The organism is Stenotrophomonas sp. CFBP 13718, assembly GCF_014842145.1.
Lineage (GTDB): Bacteria > Pseudomonadota > Gammaproteobacteria > Xanthomonadales > Xanthomonadaceae > Stenotrophomonas.
Map to the genome: position 1 here is coordinate 1 of NZ_JACYVC010000008.1, position 20,918 is coordinate 20,918.

15 protein-coding genes and 1 pseudogene are annotated in these 20,918 nt (G+C 67.5%); 8 read left to right on the forward strand and 8 right to left on the reverse strand.

From position 1 onward, the window contains the following. Positions 1 to 275: 275 nt before the first annotated feature. Positions 276 to 1,460: a benzoate/H(+) symporter BenE family transporter gene (locus tag IFT58_RS13175; RefSeq protein ID WP_192095423.1), complete on the forward strand. Its 1,185-nt coding sequence runs from the start codon at positions 276 to 278 to the stop codon at positions 1,458 to 1,460. A 191-nt stretch (positions 1,461 to 1,651) separates the two neighbouring features. Here IFT58_RS13175 and IFT58_RS13180 read toward each other — a convergent pair whose 3' ends face one another. The 4 genes from IFT58_RS13180 to IFT58_RS13195 all read right to left on the reverse strand — a co-directional run bounded on the left by IFT58_RS13180 (position 1,652) and on the right by IFT58_RS13195 (position 6,616). Then, positions 1,652 to 3,766: a lytic murein transglycosylase gene (locus IFT58_RS13180; protein ID WP_192095574.1), complete on the reverse strand. Its 2,115-nt coding sequence runs from the start codon at positions 3,764 to 3,766 to the stop codon at positions 1,652 to 1,654. A 101-nt stretch (positions 3,767 to 3,867) separates the two neighbouring features. Beyond that, positions 3,868 to 4,848 carry an L-histidine N(alpha)-methyltransferase gene (gene egtD / locus IFT58_RS13185; protein WP_192095425.1) on the reverse strand — a complete coding sequence of 327 codons (981 nt, stop codon included), beginning with the start codon at positions 4,846 to 4,848 and terminating at the stop codon, positions 3,868 to 3,870. 10 nt (positions 4,849 to 4,858) lie between these two features. Next, the gene (gene egtB, locus IFT58_RS13190) at positions 4,859 to 6,097 is read right to left on the reverse strand and encodes an ergothioneine biosynthesis protein EgtB (RefSeq protein ID WP_192095575.1); all 1,239 of its coding nucleotides are present in this window, start codon (positions 6,095 to 6,097) and stop codon (positions 4,859 to 4,861) included. Positions 6,098 to 6,226: 129 nt separating this feature from the next. Continuing rightward, positions 6,227 to 6,616, reverse strand: coding sequence for a YchJ family metal-binding protein (locus IFT58_RS13195; protein WP_192095427.1), 390 nt, complete (start codon positions 6,614 to 6,616; stop codon positions 6,227 to 6,229). A gap of 91 nt (positions 6,617 to 6,707) precedes the next feature. Between IFT58_RS13195 and IFT58_RS13200 the strand changes: the two genes are divergently transcribed. Next, on the forward strand, positions 6,708 to 7,481 hold the full coding sequence (locus IFT58_RS13200; protein ID WP_188325507.1) for a TSUP family transporter: 774 nt from the start codon (positions 6,708 to 6,710) through the stop codon (positions 7,479 to 7,481). A gap of 1,140 nt (positions 7,482 to 8,621) precedes the next feature. Here IFT58_RS13200 and IFT58_RS13205 read toward each other — a convergent pair. The 4 genes and pseudogenes from IFT58_RS13205 to folE all read right to left on the reverse strand — a co-directional run bounded on the left by IFT58_RS13205 (position 8,622) and on the right by folE (position 14,876). Next, positions 8,622 to 11,996 carry an SbcC/MukB-like Walker B domain-containing protein gene (locus tag IFT58_RS13205; RefSeq protein ID WP_192095429.1) on the reverse strand — a complete coding sequence of 1,125 codons (3,375 nt, stop codon included), beginning with the start codon at positions 11,994 to 11,996 and terminating at the stop codon, positions 8,622 to 8,624. Positions 11,997 to 12,012: 16 nt separating this feature from the next. Beyond that, positions 12,013 to 12,603, reverse strand: a pseudogene (locus IFT58_RS13210) (DUF4194 domain-containing protein); the annotation flags it as partial. A 97-nt stretch (positions 12,604 to 12,700) separates the two neighbouring features. Next, positions 12,701 to 14,170 carry a DUF3375 domain-containing protein gene (locus tag IFT58_RS13215; RefSeq protein ID WP_188325510.1) on the reverse strand — a complete coding sequence of 490 codons (1,470 nt, stop codon included), beginning with the start codon at positions 14,168 to 14,170 and terminating at the stop codon, positions 12,701 to 12,703. Between the two features lie 94 nt (positions 14,171 to 14,264). Beyond that, complete coding sequence (folE, locus tag IFT58_RS13220) at positions 14,265 to 14,876, reverse strand: GTP cyclohydrolase I FolE (RefSeq protein WP_188325511.1); 612 nt, start codon at positions 14,874 to 14,876, stop codon at positions 14,265 to 14,267. A gap of 160 nt (positions 14,877 to 15,036) precedes the next feature. Between folE and IFT58_RS13225 the strand changes: the two genes are divergently transcribed. The 6 genes from IFT58_RS13225 (at position 15,037) to IFT58_RS13250 (ending at position 20,730) form a co-directional block, all read left to right on the forward strand. Beyond that, the gene (locus IFT58_RS13225; protein ID WP_192081919.1) at positions 15,037 to 15,492 is read left to right on the forward strand and encodes a MarR family transcriptional regulator; all 456 of its coding nucleotides are present in this window, start codon (positions 15,037 to 15,039) and stop codon (positions 15,490 to 15,492) included. 100 nt (positions 15,493 to 15,592) lie between these two features. Further along, the gene (locus IFT58_RS13230) at positions 15,593 to 15,802 is read left to right on the forward strand and encodes a DUF1656 domain-containing protein (protein ID WP_188325513.1); all 210 of its coding nucleotides are present in this window, start codon (positions 15,593 to 15,595) and stop codon (positions 15,800 to 15,802) included. Continuing rightward, positions 15,799 to 16,713 carry an efflux RND transporter periplasmic adaptor subunit gene (locus IFT58_RS13235; RefSeq protein ID WP_192095431.1) on the forward strand — a complete coding sequence of 305 codons (915 nt, stop codon included), beginning with the start codon at positions 15,799 to 15,801 and terminating at the stop codon, positions 16,711 to 16,713. Before IFT58_RS13230 ends, IFT58_RS13235 begins: the two co-directional genes overlap by 4 nt. A gap of 5 nt (positions 16,714 to 16,718) precedes the next feature. After that, positions 16,719 to 18,185 carry an efflux transporter outer membrane subunit gene (locus IFT58_RS13240; RefSeq protein ID WP_192095432.1) on the forward strand — a complete coding sequence of 489 codons (1,467 nt, stop codon included), beginning with the start codon at positions 16,719 to 16,721 and terminating at the stop codon, positions 18,183 to 18,185. Positions 18,186 to 18,190: 5 nt separating this feature from the next. Continuing rightward, positions 18,191 to 20,233 (forward strand): FUSC family protein, encoded by a 2,043-nt coding sequence (locus IFT58_RS13245; RefSeq protein ID WP_192095434.1) that lies wholly within the window; start codon positions 18,191 to 18,193, stop codon positions 20,231 to 20,233. A gap of 98 nt (positions 20,234 to 20,331) precedes the next feature. Next, on the forward strand, positions 20,332 to 20,730 hold the full coding sequence (locus tag IFT58_RS13250) for a hypothetical protein (protein ID WP_188325517.1): 399 nt from the start codon (positions 20,332 to 20,334) through the stop codon (positions 20,728 to 20,730). The last annotated feature ends 188 nt before the right edge of the window (positions 20,731 to 20,918 follow it).

Sequence of the window (20,918 nt, forward strand, 5' to 3'; positions counted from 1 at the left end):
CGAGTCCGTCAACACCTTCGTTCGATTAAATCGTTCGGCGGTGGTGGCGTGCTGTTTCCGCTCTGTTTTCCGAAGAAAGCGTTGCGTTGCAGCGAGGGAGCGAATTGTAGAGATCCTGCAGGATTCGTCAACACCTTTTTTCAATTTGATGACACTCGCTGTGCTGCGTGGTGTCGGCGGGGGTGCTGGCGCCGGCGCTGTGCTGCCGCGCGCGCGTTGCGCGCACGGCAGCACAGCGGGTATCAATGGAGAGGTCTTGCAGGGAACACACAACAATGGATGCGCTCGTACGCCGCCCGTGGTGGCGCGATCTCTCGCTGCCCGCTCTAGTGGCCGGCTTCATCACCGTTCTGGTGGGCTTTGCCAGTTCAGCGGTGATCGTCTTCCAGGCGGCCCAGGCCGTCGGTGCCGATCAGCGTGAGATCGCTTCATGGATGTGGGCGCTTGGCCTCGGCATGGGCGTTACCTGTATCGGCCTTTCACTGCGCTATCGGATTCCGGTCGTCACTGCATGGTCCACCCCCGGTGCCGCGATGCTGGTGGTGGGTGCGGGTGGCGTCAGTCTGGCCGAGGCGATCGGTGCCTTCCTGCTCGCGGCTGTCCTCGGTGCGCTCCTCGGCTTCTCCGGCATATTCGCCAAGGTGATGCAGCGTGTGCCGATGGCATTGGCGGCCGGCATGCTGGCTGGCGTCCTGCTGCGGTTCGGGCTGGATGTGTTCGTCTCCATGGGGTCCCAGTTCGGCATGGGCGTGGCGATGTTCGCGACCTGGCTGGTCGGTCGGCGCTGGCTGCCCCGCTATGCGGTGATCCTTACCCTGGCGGTCGGCATTGCCGTCGCGGTGGCGCAGGGACAGCTTCACCTGCAGGGCGTGACCCTGCAGTTGGCCGTGCCGGTGTGGACCACGCCGCAGCTGAGCTGGGCGGCGGTGGCCAGTGTGGCCCTGCCCTTGTTCGTGGTCACCATGGCCTCCCAGAATATTCCCGGTGTCGCGGTGATCCGCGCATCTGGCTATCAGGCACCTATCTCGCCGGTGATCGGTTGGATCGGCGTCGTCAATGCGGCACTCGCTCCTTTCGGTGCGTTCGCGCTGAACCTGGCGGCGATCACCGCCGCGATCTGCATGGGGCGGGAGGCGCATGAGGATCCTGCGCGTCGTTATACCGCGGCGATGGCGGCTGGCGGGTTCTACCTGCTGGTGGGTCTGTTCGGCGCAACGGTTGCGGCGGTGTTCGCCGCCTTCCCCAGGGAGCTGATTGCGTGCGTGGCGGGGATCGCGCTGTTCGGCACCATCGGCAACAGTCTTGCCAGTGCACTAGCCGTGGAGCGGGATCGCGAGGCGGCGCTGGTCACCTTCCTGGTGACCGCTTCCGGATTGGCATTGGGGGGAATCGGGTCGGCGTTCTGGGGGCTGGTGGCCGGTGGCTTGACGCTGATCGTGCTTCGACCGCGGGCGGCTTGATGCCCGGGCGGATAGAGCCGACTGGGTAGTGCCGACTTCAGTCGGCACCGTTATTGCTAAGCCGACTGAAGTCGGCTCTACCTTGCTGCGTTGCTAAGCCGACTGAAGTCGGCTCTACCTTGCTGCGTTGCGAAGCCGACTGAAGTCGGCTCTACCGTCCTGGTCCAGCCGACTGAAGTCGGCTCTACCGTCTACAGTGACTGCACGGTCAGGGTCTGCTTCAGCACATGGCGGCCGCCGGCGGGGACCGTGACCACATCCGGGCCGGCGTTGGCGGCTTCCAGGCAGACATAGTCACGCCAGCCGTCGCCGACGTCGGCCATCTTCGCCGCGGCCTCCGCGCCGGGGTTCCACGCCACCAGCGCGCGGCTGCCCTGGGTTTCGAGGGTGATCCGGCGCTTCATGACGGGATCACGCAGTACGTAGCGGCCCCCCGCCTCTGTATAGATGCGGTCGCTACGCCCGGGATCGCGCGGGTCGCGCAGGTTCCAGGGGCCCTGCTGGCGTCGCGGCTGGGCGTAGTTCTCATACTTGTCGAGATAGTCCAGCCCGTCCACGCCCTCCACGTCCACGCGCGTGGCGTCACCGACGCGGAAATAGTTATGCAGGGCCTGGGTGATGCTGGCCGCGCTGCTGCCGGTGTTCTCGGTGACCAGGGTCTGCTCCAGGGTCGCGCCGATCACCAGCACCATCTGCAACCGCAACGCCAAGGTGTCCAGCACAGGCGGTGCGAGGGTGAGTTCGATACGGCCGTCTGGCAGCGTGCGCGCCTGCTTCAGCTCCCATGGCAGGGTCCGTACGAAGCCGTGTGACGGGACGTCGATGCCCTGCCCCTGCCGACCGAAGTACGGCCAGCACACCGGGCTGCCGCCGCGGATGGGGGTGGGCAACTCCGCGCGGCGCGGCGACAGCCACATCACGTCCTGTCCCCCTTTCGGGACGAAGGACAGCAGTTGGCCACCGAATACGCTGATCGCCGCGGTGGACTGTGGGGTTTCGACCAGCCAGGCATCGAGTCCCTGGAACTGGCCACTGGTGACGCCTTTGATCTGCTGCACGTTGGAAGCACTCCGCAGCGCCGGCGACTGGGCCAGCGCGGTGTAGTTGGACGGAAGGGTGAAACGGGTGGCCGCAGGGGCCGCGGTGGGCTCGGCCTGCAGCGCCTGCAGGATCCGCCGCCCGGCGCGACCGTCCGGCGTCGGCCAGCCCAGTCGTTGCTGTTCGGCCTGGATGGCGCGGCGGCTGGCCGTCCCGATCATGCCGTCGACCGGTCCGACGTCATGGCCGCGGGCGGCCAACAGGGTCTGCAACTGGCGGCGCTCACGGCGGCCCAGGCCAGGGTCATCGGTCGGCCACGCGGTGGCCAGCCCTGCCCCGCCGCGCAGCCGGTCAGCCAGGGTCGCGATCGCCAGGGCATAGCTTTCGGCGGCGTTGTAGCTGTAGATCGCATCGTAGTTGCGGAACACCAGCATTGCCGGTCCCTTGATCCCCGCCGGCAGCAGCAGCGCGGCGCGCACATCGCTGGGCAACCCCGCCGGCGCGATGGCATCGCCCTCCAGCGTGGTCACGCCAAGCGCCTTCCATTCGGACAGGGGGCGGCGCTGGGTGCGGCCGGCCTGGTTGACGGCGAATCCTGCCGGCACGCGTACTTCCATGCCCCAGGGTTCACCGGTCCGCCAACCGGCACGCTTGAGATAATTGGCGGTGGACGCCAGCGCGTCCGGAATGCTTGCCACCAGGTCGCGACGTCCATCACCGTCCCCGTCCACTGCAATACGGGCATACGTGCTGGGCATGAACTGGGTATGGCCGAACGCACCGGCCCACGATCCCACCAGCCCTTCACCCTGCAGGTCACCTTGGTGGATCAGTTTCAGCAGCGCCAGCAGTTCGCCGCGGAAGAAGGCCTGGCGTCGCCCGGCGCAACTCAACGTGGCGAGTGACTGCAGCAGGGGCCGCTTGCCGAACACGCGTCCGTAATCGCTCTCGACGCCCCATACGGCCACGATGGTCGCCGGATCGACACCGTACTCGGCGGACACGCGCTGCAGCAACGCGGCGTGCTGCGCCAGCATGGCCCGTCCCTCTTCCACCCGCTGGTCATCCACCAGGGCGGCCAGGTAATCCCAGATCGGCGTGGTGAACTCCGGTTGCGCATCAAGCAGGTCAAGCACGGTCGGATCCGGTTGCACCGGCGACATCATCGCGGTGAAGCGCTCTGCCGGGATGCCCTGCTTCAGCGCAGCGCCCTGCAGGGTGGACAGGCAGGTCGCGAAGGCGGGATCGACCTGCTGGGCATAGGCCATCGGACTTGCCGCCACCGCGACCAGCAGGATCAGGGAGCGCTTGAACATGGATATCCTCCGTGCCGCCATGGCCCGGTCATCATAGCGGCAGCGGTGCCGACTCAGCGGCGTTGCAGCAGGCGCAGGCCGAATGCCGGCTCGGGTGCAACCGAATCCCACCGGCCGACGATCTGCAGATCCGCCGCGTCAAGCAACTGCTGGAAGCTCGCCTCGGTGTATTTGTGGCTGTATTCCACCTGGATGGCGTCGCCGGGCGCGAAGTGGAACTGCTGGCCCGCCACGGTGACCTCCTGCTCGCGGTCACTGACGAGCTGGGTTTCAATCCGCAGGTTCGGCACGCTGTAGCGTGCGCGGTGATGGAAGGCCTGCAGGTCGAAGTCGCTGCCGATCTGTTGGTTGAGCCGCCGCAGCAGGTTCAGGGTGAACGCTGCGGTGATTCCGGCGGCATCGTTGTAGGCGGCCTCGACGGTCGCAGTGTCCTTGTGCAGGTCGATGCCGATCAAGGCCATCCCCTCGCGTCCCATGGTCTGGTGCATGGCACGCAGCAGGGTGATGGCTTCGGCCTGCTCGAAGTTGCCCAGCGTGGAACCGGGAAAAAACATCAGCCGACGGCGCGGCTCTTCTTCTGGTTCCGGCACCTCCACCGGGTGGGTGAAGTCGGCGCAGACCGGCAGCATCTCGATCGCCGGCAAGGCAGGCGCCAGATGGTCGATGCTGGACAGCAGCGCTGCACGGGATATTTCGATGGGGGTATAGGCCACCGGTTCCCGCAAGGCCTCCAGCAGCAGCGCGGTCTTGCGGCCACTGCCGCTGCCCAGCTCCACGACATGCGCCTTTTCGCCGACTGCGCGGGCGATGTCCGGCAGGCACCGGGCCAACAGGGCAAGCTCGGTGCGCGTGGGGTAGTACTCCGGGGTGCGGGTGATCTGCTCGAACAGCGCAGAGCCGGCGGCATCGTAGAAATACTTCGAAGGCAGCCGCCGTGGCTGGCTGGACAGGCCACGGAGTGCATCCTCCAGCACGCGCTCGCGGCTGGGGGTCAGGTCGGTAAGCGCCTGCCGCGCCGCATGTACGGTACTCATTGAACGTTACTCACTGAAGGTCGCGGGCCAACCGCACACCGGCAAACTGCCAGCGCGCGGAAGGATTGAAGAAGTTGCGGTAACTGGCGCGGACGTGGCCCCTTGGCGTGGCGCAGGAGCCGCCGCGCAGGATCCACTGGCCGGACATGAACTTGCCGTTGTACTCGCCCAGGCTTCCAGGGAAGGTCCGGAAGCCCGGATAGGGGCCATACGCACTGCTGGTCCATTCCCACACATCCCCGTGCATCTGCTGCAGCCCGCCGTCAGGCGAGGCGGCCGCACTGGGATGCAGACGGCCATCGTCAGCGAAATGTCCGTCCGTCGCCTGCTCAGGCGCCGCCGCTTCCCATTCGAACTCGGTGGGCAGACGTGCACCGGCCCACCGCGCATAGGCGTCAGCCTCGTAGTAACTGATATGGCACACCGGGGCATTCGGATCCAGTGCGCGCCAACCGCCCAGCGTGTACTCGCGCTCCAGCGCGTCATCCCAGTAAAGCGGGTGCTGCCAGCCTTCGGCCTGGTTCAAGGTCCAACCCTCGCTCATCCAAAGCTGGACCTGGCGGTAGCCACCGTCGGCGACGAATGCAGCGAACTCCGCGTTGTTGACCGGGCGGCTGGCCAGTGCGTGGGCGGGCACGATGACGCGGTGCGGGGGTGACTCGTTGTCATACGCGAATGCAGCGTTGTCCGGCCACGCCGGCGCGCCGATCCACGCAATGCGCTCAGGGCTCTCGATCCACTGCAACGGCTGCAGGCTGCCGGTGGTTACCGCCAAGTCCTCGCGATATGCCGGCTGCAGCGGGTTGCTCCACAGCGCGTGCTTGATATCGGTCAGCAGCAACTCCTGGTGCTGCTGCTCGTGCTGCAGCCCCAGCTGCAGATGATCCAGCGTTTCGTCGTCCAGGACTTCGCGGCGCAGCAGGTTGAGCACCTGCTCGTCGATATGCGCGCGGTACCGGCCCACTTGGTCGAGACTGGGCCGCGACAGCAGGCCGCGCTGCGGCCGCGCATGCGCCGGGCCGATGGTCTCGTAGTAACTGTTGAACAGGAAATGCCATTCCGGCTGCAGCGGCTGGTAGCCGGGCTGCGTACCGAGCACGAAGCGTTCGAAGAACCAGGTGGTGTGGGCAAGATGCCACTTGGTCGGGCTGGCATCGGCCATGCTCTGCACCATCGCATCCTCGGCGCTCAGCGGCGCGGCCAGGGCGAGGCTGCGTTGGCGCACGTGGGCGAAATGGTCTGCCAGCATGGCGTGGCGGGACGAGGCGGAGGGGACGGTAGCGAGCGATCTGTTCACCCCCGCAAGCTTCGGGGAGCCGGGGTGAGGATGACGTCATCGGCTCGTTTCGTCAGGGTGTCGACCGCCGTGTGGCGCCCATCAGATCGCGTCGAGGTAGAACCAACGTCCGTCGCGGCGAAGGAAGCGGCTGTGCTCGGTCATCTTTACCGCGCTGCCGCCGCCGATCCGATAGCGTGCGGTGAAACGCACCTGGGCGGTGTCCCCCTCGTGGGTGTGCGCATGCACGGTCAGGCCCAGCCATTGGGTTCGCTGGCCGGGGGCATCCTGAACCGACAACTCGGTCGGGCGCGTATCCGTTGCCCAGCTCTCCAACAGGTAGTCCGCCCGCTGCAACACATAGGCGCTGTAGCGCGAACGCATCAGGCTGGCGGCATCCGGGGCGGGCGTGCCGGCGTGGTAGCGGCCGCAGCAGTCCTTGTAGGCTTGGCCGAGGTCGCAGGGGCAGGGGGCGGGCGCATTCTGGGTCATTTCGCTATTTTTGCACGGCCGGGCCGCGGCCGCGCTGCTGGACACGGGGCAGTGGGCGTATCCTGTCGCCCCGCTCTGCAGGCTGTGACCCGTGCTGGAACTGATCCCCCCCGAGCTCTGGTGGCTGGTGGCCATCGCGTTCATCGCCGGCCTGGTCGATGCCGCCGTCGGTGGCGGCGGCCTGGTGCAGTTGCCGGGCTTGTTCACGGTACTGCCGCAGCACACGCCGGCGATGCTGTTCGGTACCAACAAATTCAGTTCGGCCTTTGGTACGGGCGCCGCAGCGTGGCGCTATGCGCGCAATGTGCGCTTTCCGTGGCGCCCGGTCCTGTTCGCGGCGGCGACGGCCTTCGTGTTTTCGTTCCTGGGAGCGACGGCGGTCAGCCTGCTGCCGAAGGACGCCGTGCGACCGCTGGTGCTGGTGCTGTTGATCGCCATGCTGGGCTATACGCTGTGGAAGAAGGATTTCGGCGCGCTGCACCGACCCCGTGACGTGGGGCGTCGCGAACTGTGGATCGCGTTGGCGATCGGCGCGGCGATCGGCTTCTATGACGGCTTCTTCGGTCCCGGCACCGGCAGCTTTCTGATTTTCCTGTTCGTGCGCTTCTTCGGGCTGGATTTCCTGCGCGCGTCTGCGGCATCCAAGGTGGTCAACGTGTCGACCAACGTGGCCGCGCTGTCCTTCTTTGTCCCCACCGGTAACGTGCTGCTGATCTTCGCCCTGCCGATGGCGGTGGCCAACATCGTGGGATCGGTGGTGGGAACACGGCTGGCGTTGCGCGGCGGGACGCCGTTGATCCGCAAGCTGTTCGTGGGACTGGTGGTGGTGCTGATCGCGCGGATGGGCTGGGATACGTTCGCCTGATCCCGTTGAGGTAAGCCGACACCGGTAGCGCCGAGCCGTGCTCGGCGAGCGCGCAGCGCGGTCTGTGTCGGCGGCCGCGAGGTCGGCCGGGGCGTGGCCAAGAGCAGCCGACTGAAGTCGGCTCTACCTGGGCGTCATGCAGCGCGGACGACGAGCCGGTAGCGCCGACCCGTGCTCGGCGAGCGCGCAGCGCGGCCTGTGTCGGCGGCCGCGAGGTCGGCCGGGGCGTGGCCAAGAGCAGCCGACTGAAGTCGGCTCTACCTGGGCGTCATGCAGCGCGGACGACGAGCCGGTAGCGCCGACCCGTGCTCGGCGAGCGCGCAGCGCGGCCTGTGTCGGCGGCCGCGAGGTCGGCCGGGGCGTGGCCAAGAGCAGCCGACTGAAGTCGGCTCTACCTGGGCGTCATGCAGCGCGGACGACGAGCCGGTAGCGCCGACCCGTGCTCGGCGAGCGCGCAGCGCGGCCTGTGTCGGCGGCCGCGAGGTCGGCCGGGGCGTGGCCAAGAGCAGCCGACTGAAGTCGGCTCTACCTGGGCGTCATGCAGCGCGGACGACGAGCCGGTAGCGCCGACCCGTGCTCGGCGAGCGCGCAGCGCGGCCTGTGTCGGCGGCCGCGAGGTCGGCCGGGGCGTGGCCAAGAGCAGCCGACTGAAGTCGGCTCTACCTGGGCGTCATGCAGCGCGGACGACGAGCCGGTAGCGCCGACCCGTGCTCGGCGAGCGCGCAGCGCGGCCTGTGTCGGCGGCCGCGAGGTCGGCCGGGGCGTGGCCAAGAGCAGCCGACTGAAGTCGGCTCTACCTGGGCATCATGCATCGTGGACGACGAGCCGGTAGCGCCGAGCCGTGCTCGGCGAGCGCGCAGCGCGGCCTGTGTCGGGGCCGCGAGGTCGGTCGGGGCGCATGGCCAAGAGCAGCCGACTGAAGTCGGCTCTACCTGGTCGTCATACATCGCGGACGTCGAGCCGGTAGCGCCGAGCCGTGCTCGGCGAGCGCGCAGCGCGGCCTGTGTCGGCGGCCGCGAGGTCGGTCGGGGCGCATGGCCAAGGGCAGCCGACTGAAGTCGGCTCTACCTGGGCATCATGCAGCGCGGCCTGTGTCAGGGCCGCGAGGTCGGTCGGGGGTCATGCAGCGCGGCCTGTGGCTCAGGCGGGTTCCGGTTCGCTGGCCTGTTGGCGGCTGCGTTCGGGCAGCTTCAGGCGCTTGCCGTCTTCGTCGTACTCGATCAGCAGCACGCCGGAGTCGTGGCGGCCGCTGATTTCGACGAAGCAGGCACCGCCGATGAAGGGCTCCAGCGTCATCACCGATTTCAGCGGCGTGGCCACCACCATCTGGAAGCCGAAGTTGTCGAAGATGTTCATCGCCAGTGCGGTGAACTCGTTGTCGGCCTTGTCGAAGGCCTCGTCGAGCACCACCGCGGCATAGCTGGGCAATTGCCCGTCGGCACCGCCCAGCTGGTAGCGCAGGGCCGCCGCCAGGCAGGTGGTGGCCAGCTTCTGCCGCTGACCGCCGGACTTGCCGGCACCGCTGCGGTAGATCTCGACCTGCTGGCGCGTCGCCGCGTCCAGTTCCACACCGATGAACTCGACATGCATGCGCACATCCAGCACCAGCTCGCGCCAGCGCTTGTCCTCGCCTTCCTGCGAACCCAGGCGGTTGACCAGCACGCGCAGCACGGCGAACTGGGCTTCGGCCAGCTCGCGCTGTTCGGTCTGCTGCTGGGTCAACACTTCACGCAGCTGATGATGGAACTCCAGCACTTCGGGCAGGCGACGGTCGCTGAGTTCGATGGTCAACAAGGTACCGCGGTTGAACGGCACCTGTTCCAGGCTGGCGTTGACCTCGTCCAGACGCTGGCCGATCGACTTGCGGGCTTCGGCACTGTGTCGCTGCAGCGCAAGCAGATTGTTCTTGCTCTGGTTCTGCAGCAGGTCGAAGAAGCGTTCCTCATGCTGCGGCAGGCCGTCGCGCTCCAGCCGCTCCAGGCGCGCGAGGAAATCGTCTGCCGACGCCACCGACACCGTGAAGTCACCGGATTCCTCCGGCCAGCCCTGCACGAAGCGGCGGAAGCAGCCGAGCAGCTGGTTTTCCACGCGATTGACGTCCTGCTGCGACGACGACAGCGCTTCGTTCAGTGAATTGCTGACCTGGCGCATGTGCGCTTCGAGCGTCTCCAGGCTCAGTGGGCCCAGTGCATCCAGCCGTGCCTGCAGGCCGGCTTCCTGTGTGCTGCCCAGGGCGGGCAGTATCAAGGCGCGACTCTGCTGGCGGGCACGGTCCAGCCGGTCGCGCTCCTTGACCAGTTGGCCGCGCTCCACCCGGGTGTCTTCGTAGGTGCGGCGTGACTGTTCGATATCCGCGCGCGCGGCGTCGATCTGGCGGGCCAGCTTTTCCAGATCGGCATTGCCTTCACGCAGGTCGCGCAGGGTGGCTTCGATGTCGGCCAGGCGCTGCTGCGGGGTCGCGATGTCGATCTCGTTCCAGCTCATGCCCACCAGTTGGTGGCACGCCAGGCGGCGATCGTTGTCGAGGTCGCGCTGCGCACGCAGGCGGGCGACGTCCTCGTCACAGCCCGCGATGCGCAGGGCAAGCTCCTGCGCTTCCTTCTCGTACACCGCCAGCTTGTCGCGGTTGTTGAAGCCCAGCAGCCAGCGGCGGCGGTCGGTGACGGCGCTGCGGTCATCCTTCTCGAAGCGGTCGCCCGGGTGCTTGACCTGGCCTTCGCGGGTGATGCCGCGTTCCACGTTGCGCAGCTGTCGGGCATCCACGCACTCGTAGTCGAAGCGCTTGCCCAACTCGCGGCGCAGCCAGCCTTCGAAGACGTGGTCGCGCAGCTCCAGCTTGTGCAGCAGCGAGCGCGGCGACGGATCGCGGGCAAACGCCTCGTCGTTGCGGCGCACGCGGTAATACGTGAAGCGCATGCCGAGGTGGGTACGGTTCACCCAGTCGGCGACTTCGTTGTAATGCTTGTCATCGACCAGCAGCGACTGCGCGAAACCGAACAGGACGCGCTCGATCGCACCCTGCCAGGCGAGGTCGTCCTGCCCTATCTGGATCAGTTCGCCCACGAAGGGCAACGCCGCTTCCGGCAACCCGGTCTCTTCGACCAGTCGCGCACGCAGTTTCTGCAGCGGCGCAGGAATGCTGGAGGTGTTGCGCTGCATGGCATCGAGTTCGGCACGCACATCGCCGAAGCGACGCTCGTCGTCGCGCCGCCCCCCCAGCCGTTCGCTGATCGCATCGTCCAGCGCCGATGAGGCGCGCTTGCGGTCCAGCAGCTCGTTCGATGCGTGCTCGACCAGCTCGGCAAAGCCGTGGGCATCGTCGGGCAGGGCTTTCTGCAACTGCGCTGCCGCCTCGCGGGCCTGGGCCAGCTTCGCATCGCGGCGGTCACGCTCGGCTTCCGCACGCCCCTGCTCGCGTTCCAGCTCCTCGATGCGTTCGCCACCCTGCTGGCGGCGCTGCAGTTCCAGCTCACCGAGTTTGGCCTGGTGGTTGTCCAGTGCCGCGCGCCGCTGCGATTCCTCACCCAGCAGGCCGCGGTCACGGGTATCCAGCTCGCGCAGGCGCGCATCGATCAGCTGCTGCCGACGGGTCTCACGGAAGCTGTCGATGCCCAGCTTGAGCGTCTCATCGTCGGCGCGCCGACGGTTCATGGCCTTCAGTTCGTTGTAATGCGCGCGCGCCGGCGACAGGGTTTCGACCTGGCGACGGGCTGTGACCACGGCCTGGTGCGCGCCGTCCAGTTCGGCGAAGTCGTTGACCAGCCGCTCGGCCGCGTCGAAGGTCTTCGGCGTGTCCAGCATGAAGTCGCGCAGGAAGACGTTGAGGTCACCCAGGTTCTTCGCTGACTGGGTCTTGTGCAGCAAGCGCAGGGCCATCTCGTTGTCGATGCCCAGCAGGTGGCGGAAACGCTCGGCATAGCCGGCGAAGCTGTCGAAGTGATGCACGTCGGCGAGCTTCTGCTTCAGCTTGCGCAGGTCCAGGTCAAAGCCGCCCAGGTCCTTGGCCACATCGAACGGACGTTCGGCCACCATGTAGTGCTTGCGTACATCGGCGGCCGTGGTGCCGTTGCCGGCGATCCAGAACAGGCGCACCAGGCTGACCACACGGCCATCGCCACTGCGATACTCCAGCACCACGGCCGTCCAGGTAGCGCCCTTGCGCAGGTACTGGGTGGCGATCTCACCAGTGCCGCGGTCCTGCTGGTCGGCCCATGCGCCGCGCACGTACGACACCAGGTTGCGGTCGCGGCCACTGCGTTCGGCTTCGCGCGCCGCCGCGTTGAAGTCGACGATCGCCGGCGGCACCAACAGCGCCGACATCGCGTCGAGCAGCGTGGACTTGCCCGAGCCGGAACGGCCGACGAACAGGAAACCGCGCTCGGCGATCGGCACTTCGGTGAGGCCGTTGAAGGTGCCCCAGTTGTGCACCTGCAGGCGGCGCATGCGGAACTGCTGCTGGCGCGCGTCGGGCTGGCCTTCGGTGAACAGGGCGGGGGTGTGCTTGGAAATGGCCATGGCGTGCTTCCGTGGTTCAGGCTTCGGCGGCCGGGGTCTCGCGCAGCTGGCGGTACACCGCCGACAACGCCGAAACGTCCTCGGCCGAGAACAGCAGCTTCAAGGCCGGCGACACTTCGTGGCGGTCTTCCTGGCCGGCAAGGCGGGTCAGGATGTGGTTGTCTTTCATCTTCTGCACGGCACTGGCGACGCGGCGGTTGAAGCCGGCGCGGTCGGTGGACAGGTTCTTCTCGTAGACCGCCAGCGCTTCGGCCATCTCGGCGTCGGCGACGACCGCGCGATTGCCGCGCGCATCGGCCTCACCCAGCTGCTGCCGCAGGTACAGCAGCAGCACCGAGTCGATGAAGGTCAACGGCGAGGTGCGCAGCAGGACCGGCGTATCCAGATCTTCGGTATCGGCCTGGCGGGTGAAGGCGACGCCGCTTTCGCGGTCAAGCACCAGCTCCAGGAACAGGTCGGCCAACGCGGTGCGCAGGGCGGCTTCGTTGCGCAGCAGCGCCGGCCACAACTTGGCATGGCGCTGCTGGTCGATGCTCGGCCCGATCAGCAGCTGGCACAGCGCGCGGCGCGCATCCACCGGCAGACGGCCGGTGTCGCCCAGATACAGCACGTCGTTGCCACGGCGCGGCAGCGGAGTCACCACCACCGGCTCGGCGTCGTGCGGTTCTTCGTCCCGCCCCAGGCCTGCGGTGTCGATCGGATCTTCATTCCAGCTCATGGCGTTTCTCCTGGGTGAACCAAACCAGCGGGATGCGGGCGCGCCGCCAGTGACCGTCACCACCGCGCCAATGCGCGAGCTCCTGCTCGCCCTCGACGACGCGGCCGAAGCGCGTACCCAGCGACAGATAACCGATGACGCTGCCCAGCCCCTGCGGCGCTTCGCGCTGAGACAGGGCCTGGGCAATACTCAGCTGCGGCTGCATGCCCAGCAGGTCGTGCAGGTCGCGGCGGAGGGTGCGGAAGTCGATTTCCGAGGAAGCCACCAGGTCGCCGACGCTTTCCAGGCTGATCGCCGCGATGTCGTTGCGTTGCACGCTGCCATCGACCTGCGCGCTGCGCGGATCGTGCAGCTTCCACTGCGACCACGAACGCAGGCGGGTGGTGGTCAGCTGCAGGTCGCGGCCGATGGCGCGCTGTGCGGGGAATTCATCGCGCAGCGCCAGCGCCTCACCCTGGGCCTGCTTGAGCAACTGGTTGAGGCGGCGCTGCTCCAGGTAGCCGCGGCTCTGCACGAACCCGCGCAGGCTGCGCGCGAAGTGCTGCAGCACGTCGTGCACCTGGCCACCGCGCTCGAGCATGGTGCCGGTGAACCCGCGCAGGAAGGCACGTTCCTGGCGGTCCAGCCGACGCGCGAAGCCACGCGCGAGCACGCTCTCCAGCGCGGCGTCGAGCTGCGCACTCTGCTCTGCGTCGTTCAGCAGTCGCCAGAAGGCCTGGAAGCTGCGCCCGGCGTCACTGTCACCGATCACATCCACGCCCTCGAACAGCTTGGACAGCACGTCGCCACGCTCACCCTCGTCGTCGATGATGCGCTCGCGGAACTCGCGGTTCAGGCGCTCGAAGTCATCGCGGACGCGGCGGAAATCTTCAGTCAGTTCGTCGGCCAGGCCGATGATCTGGCGGGCCCGCTCCAGCGCGCGCTTGCCGTCCAGCGCAGCGACACGGCCCTCGCCGACCCGCGCGATTTCCGCGTCGATGCGATCGCGTTCGTCGCGCAGCGCGGACAACCGCGCATCGGGATCGGCTTCAGTCTGCGCGGCCAACTGGGACAACTGGTTGATCACCAGCGCCAGGCGGCTTTCGGTGGCGGCGACGCGGCTCTGCTCCAGGCTGTCGGCAAAGCGGATCGCCTGCAGGGCCTGGGTGGACAGTTCGTACTGTTCCTGGTCGGCGCCTTCGGGCAAGCGGCGCTCCAGCCAGCCCTGGGCGAGCCAGTGCGCCACATACGCCTGCGCGGTGCGCGGCAGCTCACGGGACAATTCTTCCCCATTGAGCTGGTCCAGCGCACGCTGCAGCCGCTCGTGCAGGACGGCGGCCGGCAGGGTGCGCTCGCCGTCCATCAACAGGGCCTGCAGCAGGCCGATGATCTCCGGGGCGTGGGCGGCAGCCAGCAGCTTCCACTGTGGCTGCTCGCGCAGGTGACGGTAACGGATGATGCGATCGCGGTGCTTCATGCAGCAGGAGGATCCGGAAAGACGGTCAGCGGCAGCCAGGTGTGCAGCTGGAACGGTGCCCGCCATGACGGCAGGCACCGGGCCGGCGACCTGCTCAGCGCTTGCCGCCGACTTCGATGAAGCGCAGGAACTCGGCGCGGGTGCGGGCATCTTCGCGGAAGCTGCCCAGCATCTTCGAGGTGACCATGCTGACGCCCCGCTTATGGATGCCGCGGGTGGTCATGCACTCGTGCGCGCCTTCCACGACGACGCCGACACCGATCGGCTGCAGCACGTCCTGGATGCACTGGGCGATCTGCGCGGTCATCTTTTCCTGCACCTGGAAGCGGCGCGCGTAGGCTTCCACCACGCGTGCCAGCTTGCTGATGCCCACTACTTTGCCGGCCGGCAGGTAGCCGACGTGCACCCGGCCGATGATCGGCGCCATGTGGTGCTCGCAGTGGCTTTCATATTCGATGTCGCGCAGCACGATCAGCTCGTCGTAGCCGGCGACCTCTTCGAAGGTCCGCTCCATGTAGGCGCGCGGATCATCGCGGTAGCCACTGAACCAGTCGCCATAGGCTTCGGCCACCCGTCGCGGGGTGTCCAGCAGGCCTTCACGGGTCGGGTCTTCACCGGCCCAGCGCAGCAGGGTGCGCACGGCCTCTTCGGCCTGCGTCTGGCTGACATCGCCTTGCGGCGCCTTGGAATTCTTGTCGTTGCTCATTGCGGACGGCTTCCCGGATGGGGCGAGCATGGTAGCCGACCGGAAGGCGGATCGTCCGGGATCCCGTTGCTTTTCATGCAGGAAGAAAGCGGTGGCATGAACAGAAAGCGGCGCTGTCCTATTGATAGGCATGAAATTAGTAGTATCCTATCTATCTGCCATGAATGATTCCCTCGACGAACGTACCCGGCTGCAGATGCAGCTCAGCTCCGGCCTGCTTCAGTCAGGGCGGCAATGGCAGCGCTTGGCCGATGGCACGCTGGGCAGCTATGGCATTTCCACCGCCTGCACCATGCCGCTGCTGATGATCGGCCGCTCGGGCGGTGGCATCCGCCAGGTCACCCTGGCCCAGCAGTTGGGCCTGGAAGGCCCCTCGCTGGTGCGCCTGCTGGACAAGCTGTCGGCCAGCGGGCTGGTGCGCCGTGAATGCGATGCCAGCGACCGTCGCGCCAACCTGCTGTGGCTGACCGATGCCGGCCAAGCGCTGGTCAGCGAGCTGGAAGAGAAGCTGATCGGGCTGCGCCAAGACGTGTTCGGCGAGCTGTCCATGGAAGAACTGCGCGCGGTGTTGAAGGTGTGGCACCTGCTGGCCGCCGCCGTCGATCGCATTACGTAAGTGCTGCACTCCCGGGCGACGCCGCTGCCGTGCAGACGCCAGTGGCTTTCGCCCGTTGCTGTTGATGTCCCTCCCCCGTATAGAAGCCAGATCCCTGCCGATGCCCGGTGAATTCAGTCTCCATGGCGTGTTTGTCCCGACCCTGCTCGGGCTGATGCTGGTGGCCTATGTGCTCAACAGCGGCCTGCGCGTGCTGCTGCAGCGCAGTGGCGCCTATCGGCTCGTCTGGCACCCCGCCCTCTTCAACCTGGCCCTGTACGGCATCGTGCTGGGCGGGTTGTTCCACCTCCTGCGTTGGATGCAATCGTGAACAAGATCGTCAAGAAAGCCCTGCCGCCGGTGCTGACCGTGCTGGCCGTGATCGTCGCGCTGCTGGTGCTGCGGCAACTGTGGGTCTACTACATGGACGAGCCGTGGACCCGCGATGCGCATATCGGCGCGGACGTCGTGCAGGTGGCCCCGGATGTATCCGGACTGGTTGAAGCAGTGGACGTGGCCGACAACCAGGCAGTGAAGAAAGGCGCGCTGCTGTTCGTGGTGGACCGGGCGCGTTATCGCATCGCCGTGGAGTTGGCGCGGGCGTCATTGGCCGAACGCCAGGCCGCGGTGGCGCAGCTGCGCCGGGAGATCGCGCGCGACCGCAGCCTGCAGGATCTGGTCGCCGGCGAAGATGCCGAAGTGCGCCGGGCCAAGCTGCAGGCTGCACAGGCCGCGCTGGCCACGGCGCAGGCCGCGGTGGACCTGGCCGAGCTCAACCTTGCGCGGACCGAAGTGCGGGCGCCGGCCGATGGCCAGATCAATGACCGCACCGTGCGCGTCGGTGACTACGTGACGGCCGGCAAGCCGGTGCTGGCCCTGCTGGACACCACCTCGTTCCGCGTGGATGGCTATTTCGAAGAGACGCGGCTGCGCGGCGTAGCGCCCGGCCAGCCTGTGGATATCCGGCTGATGGGTGAAGACGTGGCGCTGGTCGGCCATGTCGAGAGCATCGCCGCCGGCATCGAAGACCGGTACCGCACGGCGGGAAACAGCCTGCTGCCGAACGTGAACCCGGCCTTCGACTGGGTGCGTCTGGCCCAGCGTATTCCGGTACGCATCCGAATCGATGCCGTACCCGATGGCGTGCAGCTGATTTCCGGCCGCACTGCCACGGTGACCGTCAACGTGAAGGGCCACACGAAGGACACCGCTGCCACGGTGCCGGCGCGGGCCGCGCTGTGAGCGCGATGGTGCATACGCTGCGCCGCGTGGCGCTGGTCGTCGCGCTGACCGGCCTGGCGGCGTGCCGCACGGTGGGCCCGGATTACGCCGTGCCCGAGGCCTCGGCCTTCCATCGGCCGCAGGCCAACGATGCTTTCATCGATACCGGCAACCCCGAGGTGGCCGCGAGTGCCGACCTGCCCTCGCGCTGGTGGTCGTTGTATCAGGACCCCACGCTGGACGGTCTGGTTGAACAGGCGCTGCGGGACAACGTCGAACTGAAGGCCGCCGACGCGCATCTGCGGCGCGCCGCTGCCCTGTACGAGCAGGCGATGGATGCAGGGGGATTCGAGTACGAAGCAGAAGCCGGTGTCAGCCGGGCCCAGCTGTCTGCCGAATCGTTCCTGCTGGAGCACGAGCTGCCGCCGATCAACCTGGCCGACGGCAAGTTCGCAGTGAGCTATCAATTCGATCTGTTCGGCAAGCTCAGGCGTGGCGCGGAAGCGGCGCGCGCGGACGAACAGTCGGTCGCCGCAGCGCGCGATATCGCCCGCATCACCGTGGTGGCTGAGGTCGCCGACAACTACCTGGACATCTGCCACGCCAATCATGAGCTGCAGGTGGCCGCGCATTCGCTGCAATTGCAGCAGCGCGGCCGGGAGGTCACCGAGCGCCTGATCGCCGCCGGTCGCGGTACCGCCCCGGAACTGGCGCGCGCAAATGCCCAGGTGGCGCTGCTGGAAGCCGCGCTGCCGCCGCTGCAGGCCAAGCGCCAAGCGGCGGCGTATTCGCTGGCGGCGCTGTTGGGGCAGACCCCGGGGCAATTGCCGCCAGGCGTGCTGGACTGCGCCCATGCGCCAGCACTGCAGCAGCCCTTGCCGGTCGGCGATGGCCGCGCGCTGCTGGCGCGCCGTCCCGATGTGCGTCAGGCAGAACGCAAGCTGGCCGCCGCGACCGCGCGCATCGGCGTGGCGACTGCAGCGCTGTATCCGGATATCCGCCTGGGCGCATCGGTCGGTGCCGCTGGCCTGCTGGCCGACTTCGGCGAGCCGCTCACCCAGCAGTGGTCGCTCGGCCCACTGATCTCGTGGACCCTGCCCTCTTCCGGTACACGGGCCCGCATCCATGCCACCGAAGCCGGCGCTGACGCCGCGCTGGCCGAGTTCGACCACACCGTGCTGCAGGCGTTGCGCGAAACACAGACCGCGCTGGACCGCTATGCGCAGGATCTGCGTCGGCTGCAGTCGCTGCAGGTGGCGCAGCAGCAGGCCACGCTGGCCGCCGCGCAGAACCGCCGGTTGTACCAGGGGGGCCGCACGCCGTACCTGTCCAGCCTGGACGCCGACCGCAGCCTGGCCACCGCCGACGCCACGCTGGCCGAGGCGCAGGCACAGGTATCGCGTGACCAGATCCATCTGTTCCTCGCCTTGGGCGGTGGCTGGGATGCCGGCGCCGATGCCGCGCCCGCCGCCGCACCGACAGCGGCGAGGTAGACCCGATGTCCGTGCTGCTGGACCGCCAAGGCTGGCTGTTCTCGATCAAGACCTTCCTGGCGTCGATCACGGCGCTGTACATCGGGCTGGCTGGCAACCTGTCGCGGCCTTACTGGGCGATGGCCACGGTGTACATCGTCAGCCAGCCGCTGCTGGGGCCCACGCGGGCCAAAGGCGTGTACCGGATCCTGGGTACGCTGCTGGCCGGCGTGGCCACGCTGATCATGCTGCCCCATCTGGTGGAGACCCCGCTGCTGCTCAGTGCGGCGATGTCGCTGTGGCTGGCCGGCTGCCTGTTCCTGGCGCTGTTGAACCGCGGCCCCCGGGGCTACGCCTTCCTGCTGGCCGGCTACACCACCGCCTTCATCGGCTTTCCTGCGGTCACCTCGCCGGAGATGATCTTCGACACCGTGGTGGCGCGCAGCGAAGAGATCATCCTCGGCACGGTCGTGGCGGTGTTGTTCGCTGCACTGGTGTTCCCGGCCTCGGTGCGGCCGATGCTGAGTGGCCGCATCAGTCGCTGGATGGACGACGCGGCGCAATGGTGTCGGCAGATCCTGGAAGGTGGCCGCGCGCACGTACCGCGCAACCGGCTTGCCGCTGACCTGGTGCAGTTCGAGGCGCTGATCGAGTTCCTGCGCCGCGATGATCCACGCCATGCCGGCGCGGCCGTGTCGATGGCCCGCCTGCGCGAACGCATGCTGCTGTTGCTGCCCGTGCTGTCTTCGATTGCAGATCGGCTGGAGGCGCTGCGTGGTCACGACAAGGCGCTGCCTGAGGATCTGCAGTCCGTCGTGGACGACACCCGCGAATGGCTGGTGGCTGACGATGCCACCGCTGCCGCTGGCCTGTACACGTCGCTGCGGGCACGCATCAGCGCATTGAAACCGCAGGTGGACGCTGACCTGCAGCGCCTGCAGCTGGCCACCCTGTTGCTGCGCCTGGAGGAGCTGGTGGACCTGTGGCAGGACTGCCGCATGCTGCACCAGGCCATCGAGCACGGCACGGCGCCGCGCGAAACGCCGCGTTACCGCATCCGCGCGCGCGCGGTGACCGACGCCCGCCACGTGGATTACGGCATGGCGCTGTTTTCCGCGCTCAGTGCCGGTATCGCGCTGATGAGCTACTGCGTGCTGTGGATCGGGCTCGGTTGGGAAGGCGGTGGCAACGGCGCGATGATGGCCGCCGTGGCCGCGGCGTTCTTCGCCGCACAGGACGATCCCGCACCGAGCATGATGTCTTTTCTGATATGGGCGGTCGTGGCGAGCATCGTGGCCGGCATCTACCAGTTCGGCATCTTTCCGGCGGTGCACGATTTCGGCCTGCTGGTGCTGCTGCTGGCCGTGGTGTTCCTGCCGCTGGGCCTGCTGCTGCACAACCCGAAGACGATGCTGTTCGCCCTGCCGTTGACGGTGAACCTGGTGGCCCTGCTCAGCGTGCAGAACACGTACAGCGGCAACATCCAGGGCTTCGTGAACTCGGCCGTGGCCATGTTCATCGGCATCGGGTTCGCGGTGGTGATGACCCGGTTGTTCCGCTCGGTGGGCGCCGAGTGGAGCGCGCGGCGATTGGTGCGTCAGGGCTGGGGCACGCTGGCCGAAGCCGCCGAAGGGCGTGGCCAGCAGGACCGCGAACGCTTCGCTGCGCGCATGCTGGACCTGCTGGGCTTGCTGGCGCCCCGGCTGGCCGCCACGCCGGAGGGCAGCGACATCGCCTCGGTGGACATGCTGACCGAGGCCCGCGTGGGGCTGAACATCCTGCAGCTGCGGCGCGCCCGGCTGGACCTGCCCGAGCGCAGCCGGGAGGCGGTGGAGCACATCCTGGCCGACATCGCGACGCACTACCGCCGCCAGGTTGCCGCCCGTCGGCCGGTACCGGGCGAGGCTGCGCTGCGCGAGCGGCTGGACGCCTCGCTGGCGCGGGTGGGCAGCGTGGCGGCCGGCAAGGCCCGCGATGAAGCCCTGATGGGGCTGGTCGGCCTGCGCTTCGCGCTGTTCCCCGCAGACCTGCCGGCGCGCGAAGGCAGCGCCGCGCTTCCTGCCTCGTAACCCGCCGGTCCTTTTCCGACGGTAGTCATCCCCCCGCAAGCACGGTCGCGCTACCCTGCGCGTCCGCGCTTGCTGCGCAACGTCAACAGGAAGATCCGATGAGCTACGACATGATGGTGTTCGACCCCGCCGTGGCACCGCGCGAAGCGGCTGCCTTCATCGCTTGGTATGAGAAGCAGACCGACTGGAACGAAGATCATGACCACGATGATCCCAAGGTCACCACCCCGGCACTGCAGGCCTGGTTTGCCGAAATGGCCGAGCATTTCCCGCCGATGAGCGGCCCGCTGTCCGACGATGAGGACGACCGCGATGAAGTCACCGATTACAGCATCGCCGCGAGCGTGATCTATGGCTCCTTCGACGACGCCGTCGCCGAGCGCGCGCATGAAATGTTCCAGGTGCTGGCACACCAGCACGGGCTGGGCTTCTTCGATGCGAGCAGTGATGAAGCGGCGATCGTGTACCCGGACGGCACGGTGCTGGTGCTGGAGTAAGCGGATGGAGCACCGTGGTTTGACCGCTTTGGTTTGACCGCTTTGGTTTGACTGCTTTGGTTTGACTGCTTTGGTTTGACTGCTTTGGTTTGACTGCTTTGGTTTGGCTGCTTTGGTTTGGCTGCTCTGGTTTGGCTGCTCTGGTTTGGCTGCTTTGGTTTGGCTGCTCTGGTTTGGCTGCTTTGGTA

What these genes read in the sequence shown, in the direction of transcription:
- IFT58_RS13175 (WP_192095423.1), top strand. Translation starts at nt 276, where the DNA reads ATGGATGCGCTCGTACGCCGCCCGTGGTGGCGCGATCTCTCGCTGCCC.
- IFT58_RS13180 (WP_192095574.1), bottom strand. Translation starts at nt 3,766, where the DNA reads ATGGCCTATGCCCAGCAGGTCGATCCCGCCTTCGCGACCTGCCTGTCC.
- egtD (WP_192095425.1), bottom strand. Translation starts at nt 4,848, where the DNA reads ATGAGTACCGTACATGCGGCGCGGCAGGCGCTTACCGACCTGACCCCC.
- egtB (WP_192095575.1), bottom strand. Translation starts at nt 6,097, where the DNA reads ATGCTGGCAGACCATTTCGCCCACGTGCGCCAACGCAGCCTCGCCCTG.
- IFT58_RS13195 (WP_192095427.1), bottom strand. Translation starts at nt 6,616, where the DNA reads ATGACCCAGAATGCGCCCGCCCCCTGCCCCTGCGACCTCGGCCAAGCC.
- IFT58_RS13205 (WP_192095429.1), bottom strand. Translation starts at nt 11,996, where the DNA reads ATGGCCATTTCCAAGCACACCCCCGCCCTGTTCACCGAAGGCCAGCCC.
- IFT58_RS13215 (WP_188325510.1), bottom strand. Translation starts at nt 14,170, where the DNA reads ATGAAGCACCGCGATCGCATCATCCGTTACCGTCACCTGCGCGAGCAG.
- folE (WP_188325511.1), bottom strand. Translation starts at nt 14,876, where the DNA reads ATGAGCAACGACAAGAATTCCAAGGCGCCGCAAGGCGATGTCAGCCAG.
- IFT58_RS13225 (WP_192081919.1), top strand. Translation starts at nt 15,037, where the DNA reads ATGAATGATTCCCTCGACGAACGTACCCGGCTGCAGATGCAGCTCAGC.
- IFT58_RS13230 (WP_188325513.1), top strand. Translation starts at nt 15,593, where the DNA reads ATGCCCGGTGAATTCAGTCTCCATGGCGTGTTTGTCCCGACCCTGCTC.
- IFT58_RS13240 (WP_192095432.1), top strand. Translation starts at nt 16,719, where the DNA reads ATGGTGCATACGCTGCGCCGCGTGGCGCTGGTCGTCGCGCTGACCGGC.
- IFT58_RS13245 (WP_192095434.1), top strand. Translation starts at nt 18,191, where the DNA reads ATGTCCGTGCTGCTGGACCGCCAAGGCTGGCTGTTCTCGATCAAGACC.
- IFT58_RS13250 (WP_188325517.1), top strand. Translation starts at nt 20,332, where the DNA reads ATGAGCTACGACATGATGGTGTTCGACCCCGCCGTGGCACCGCGCGAA.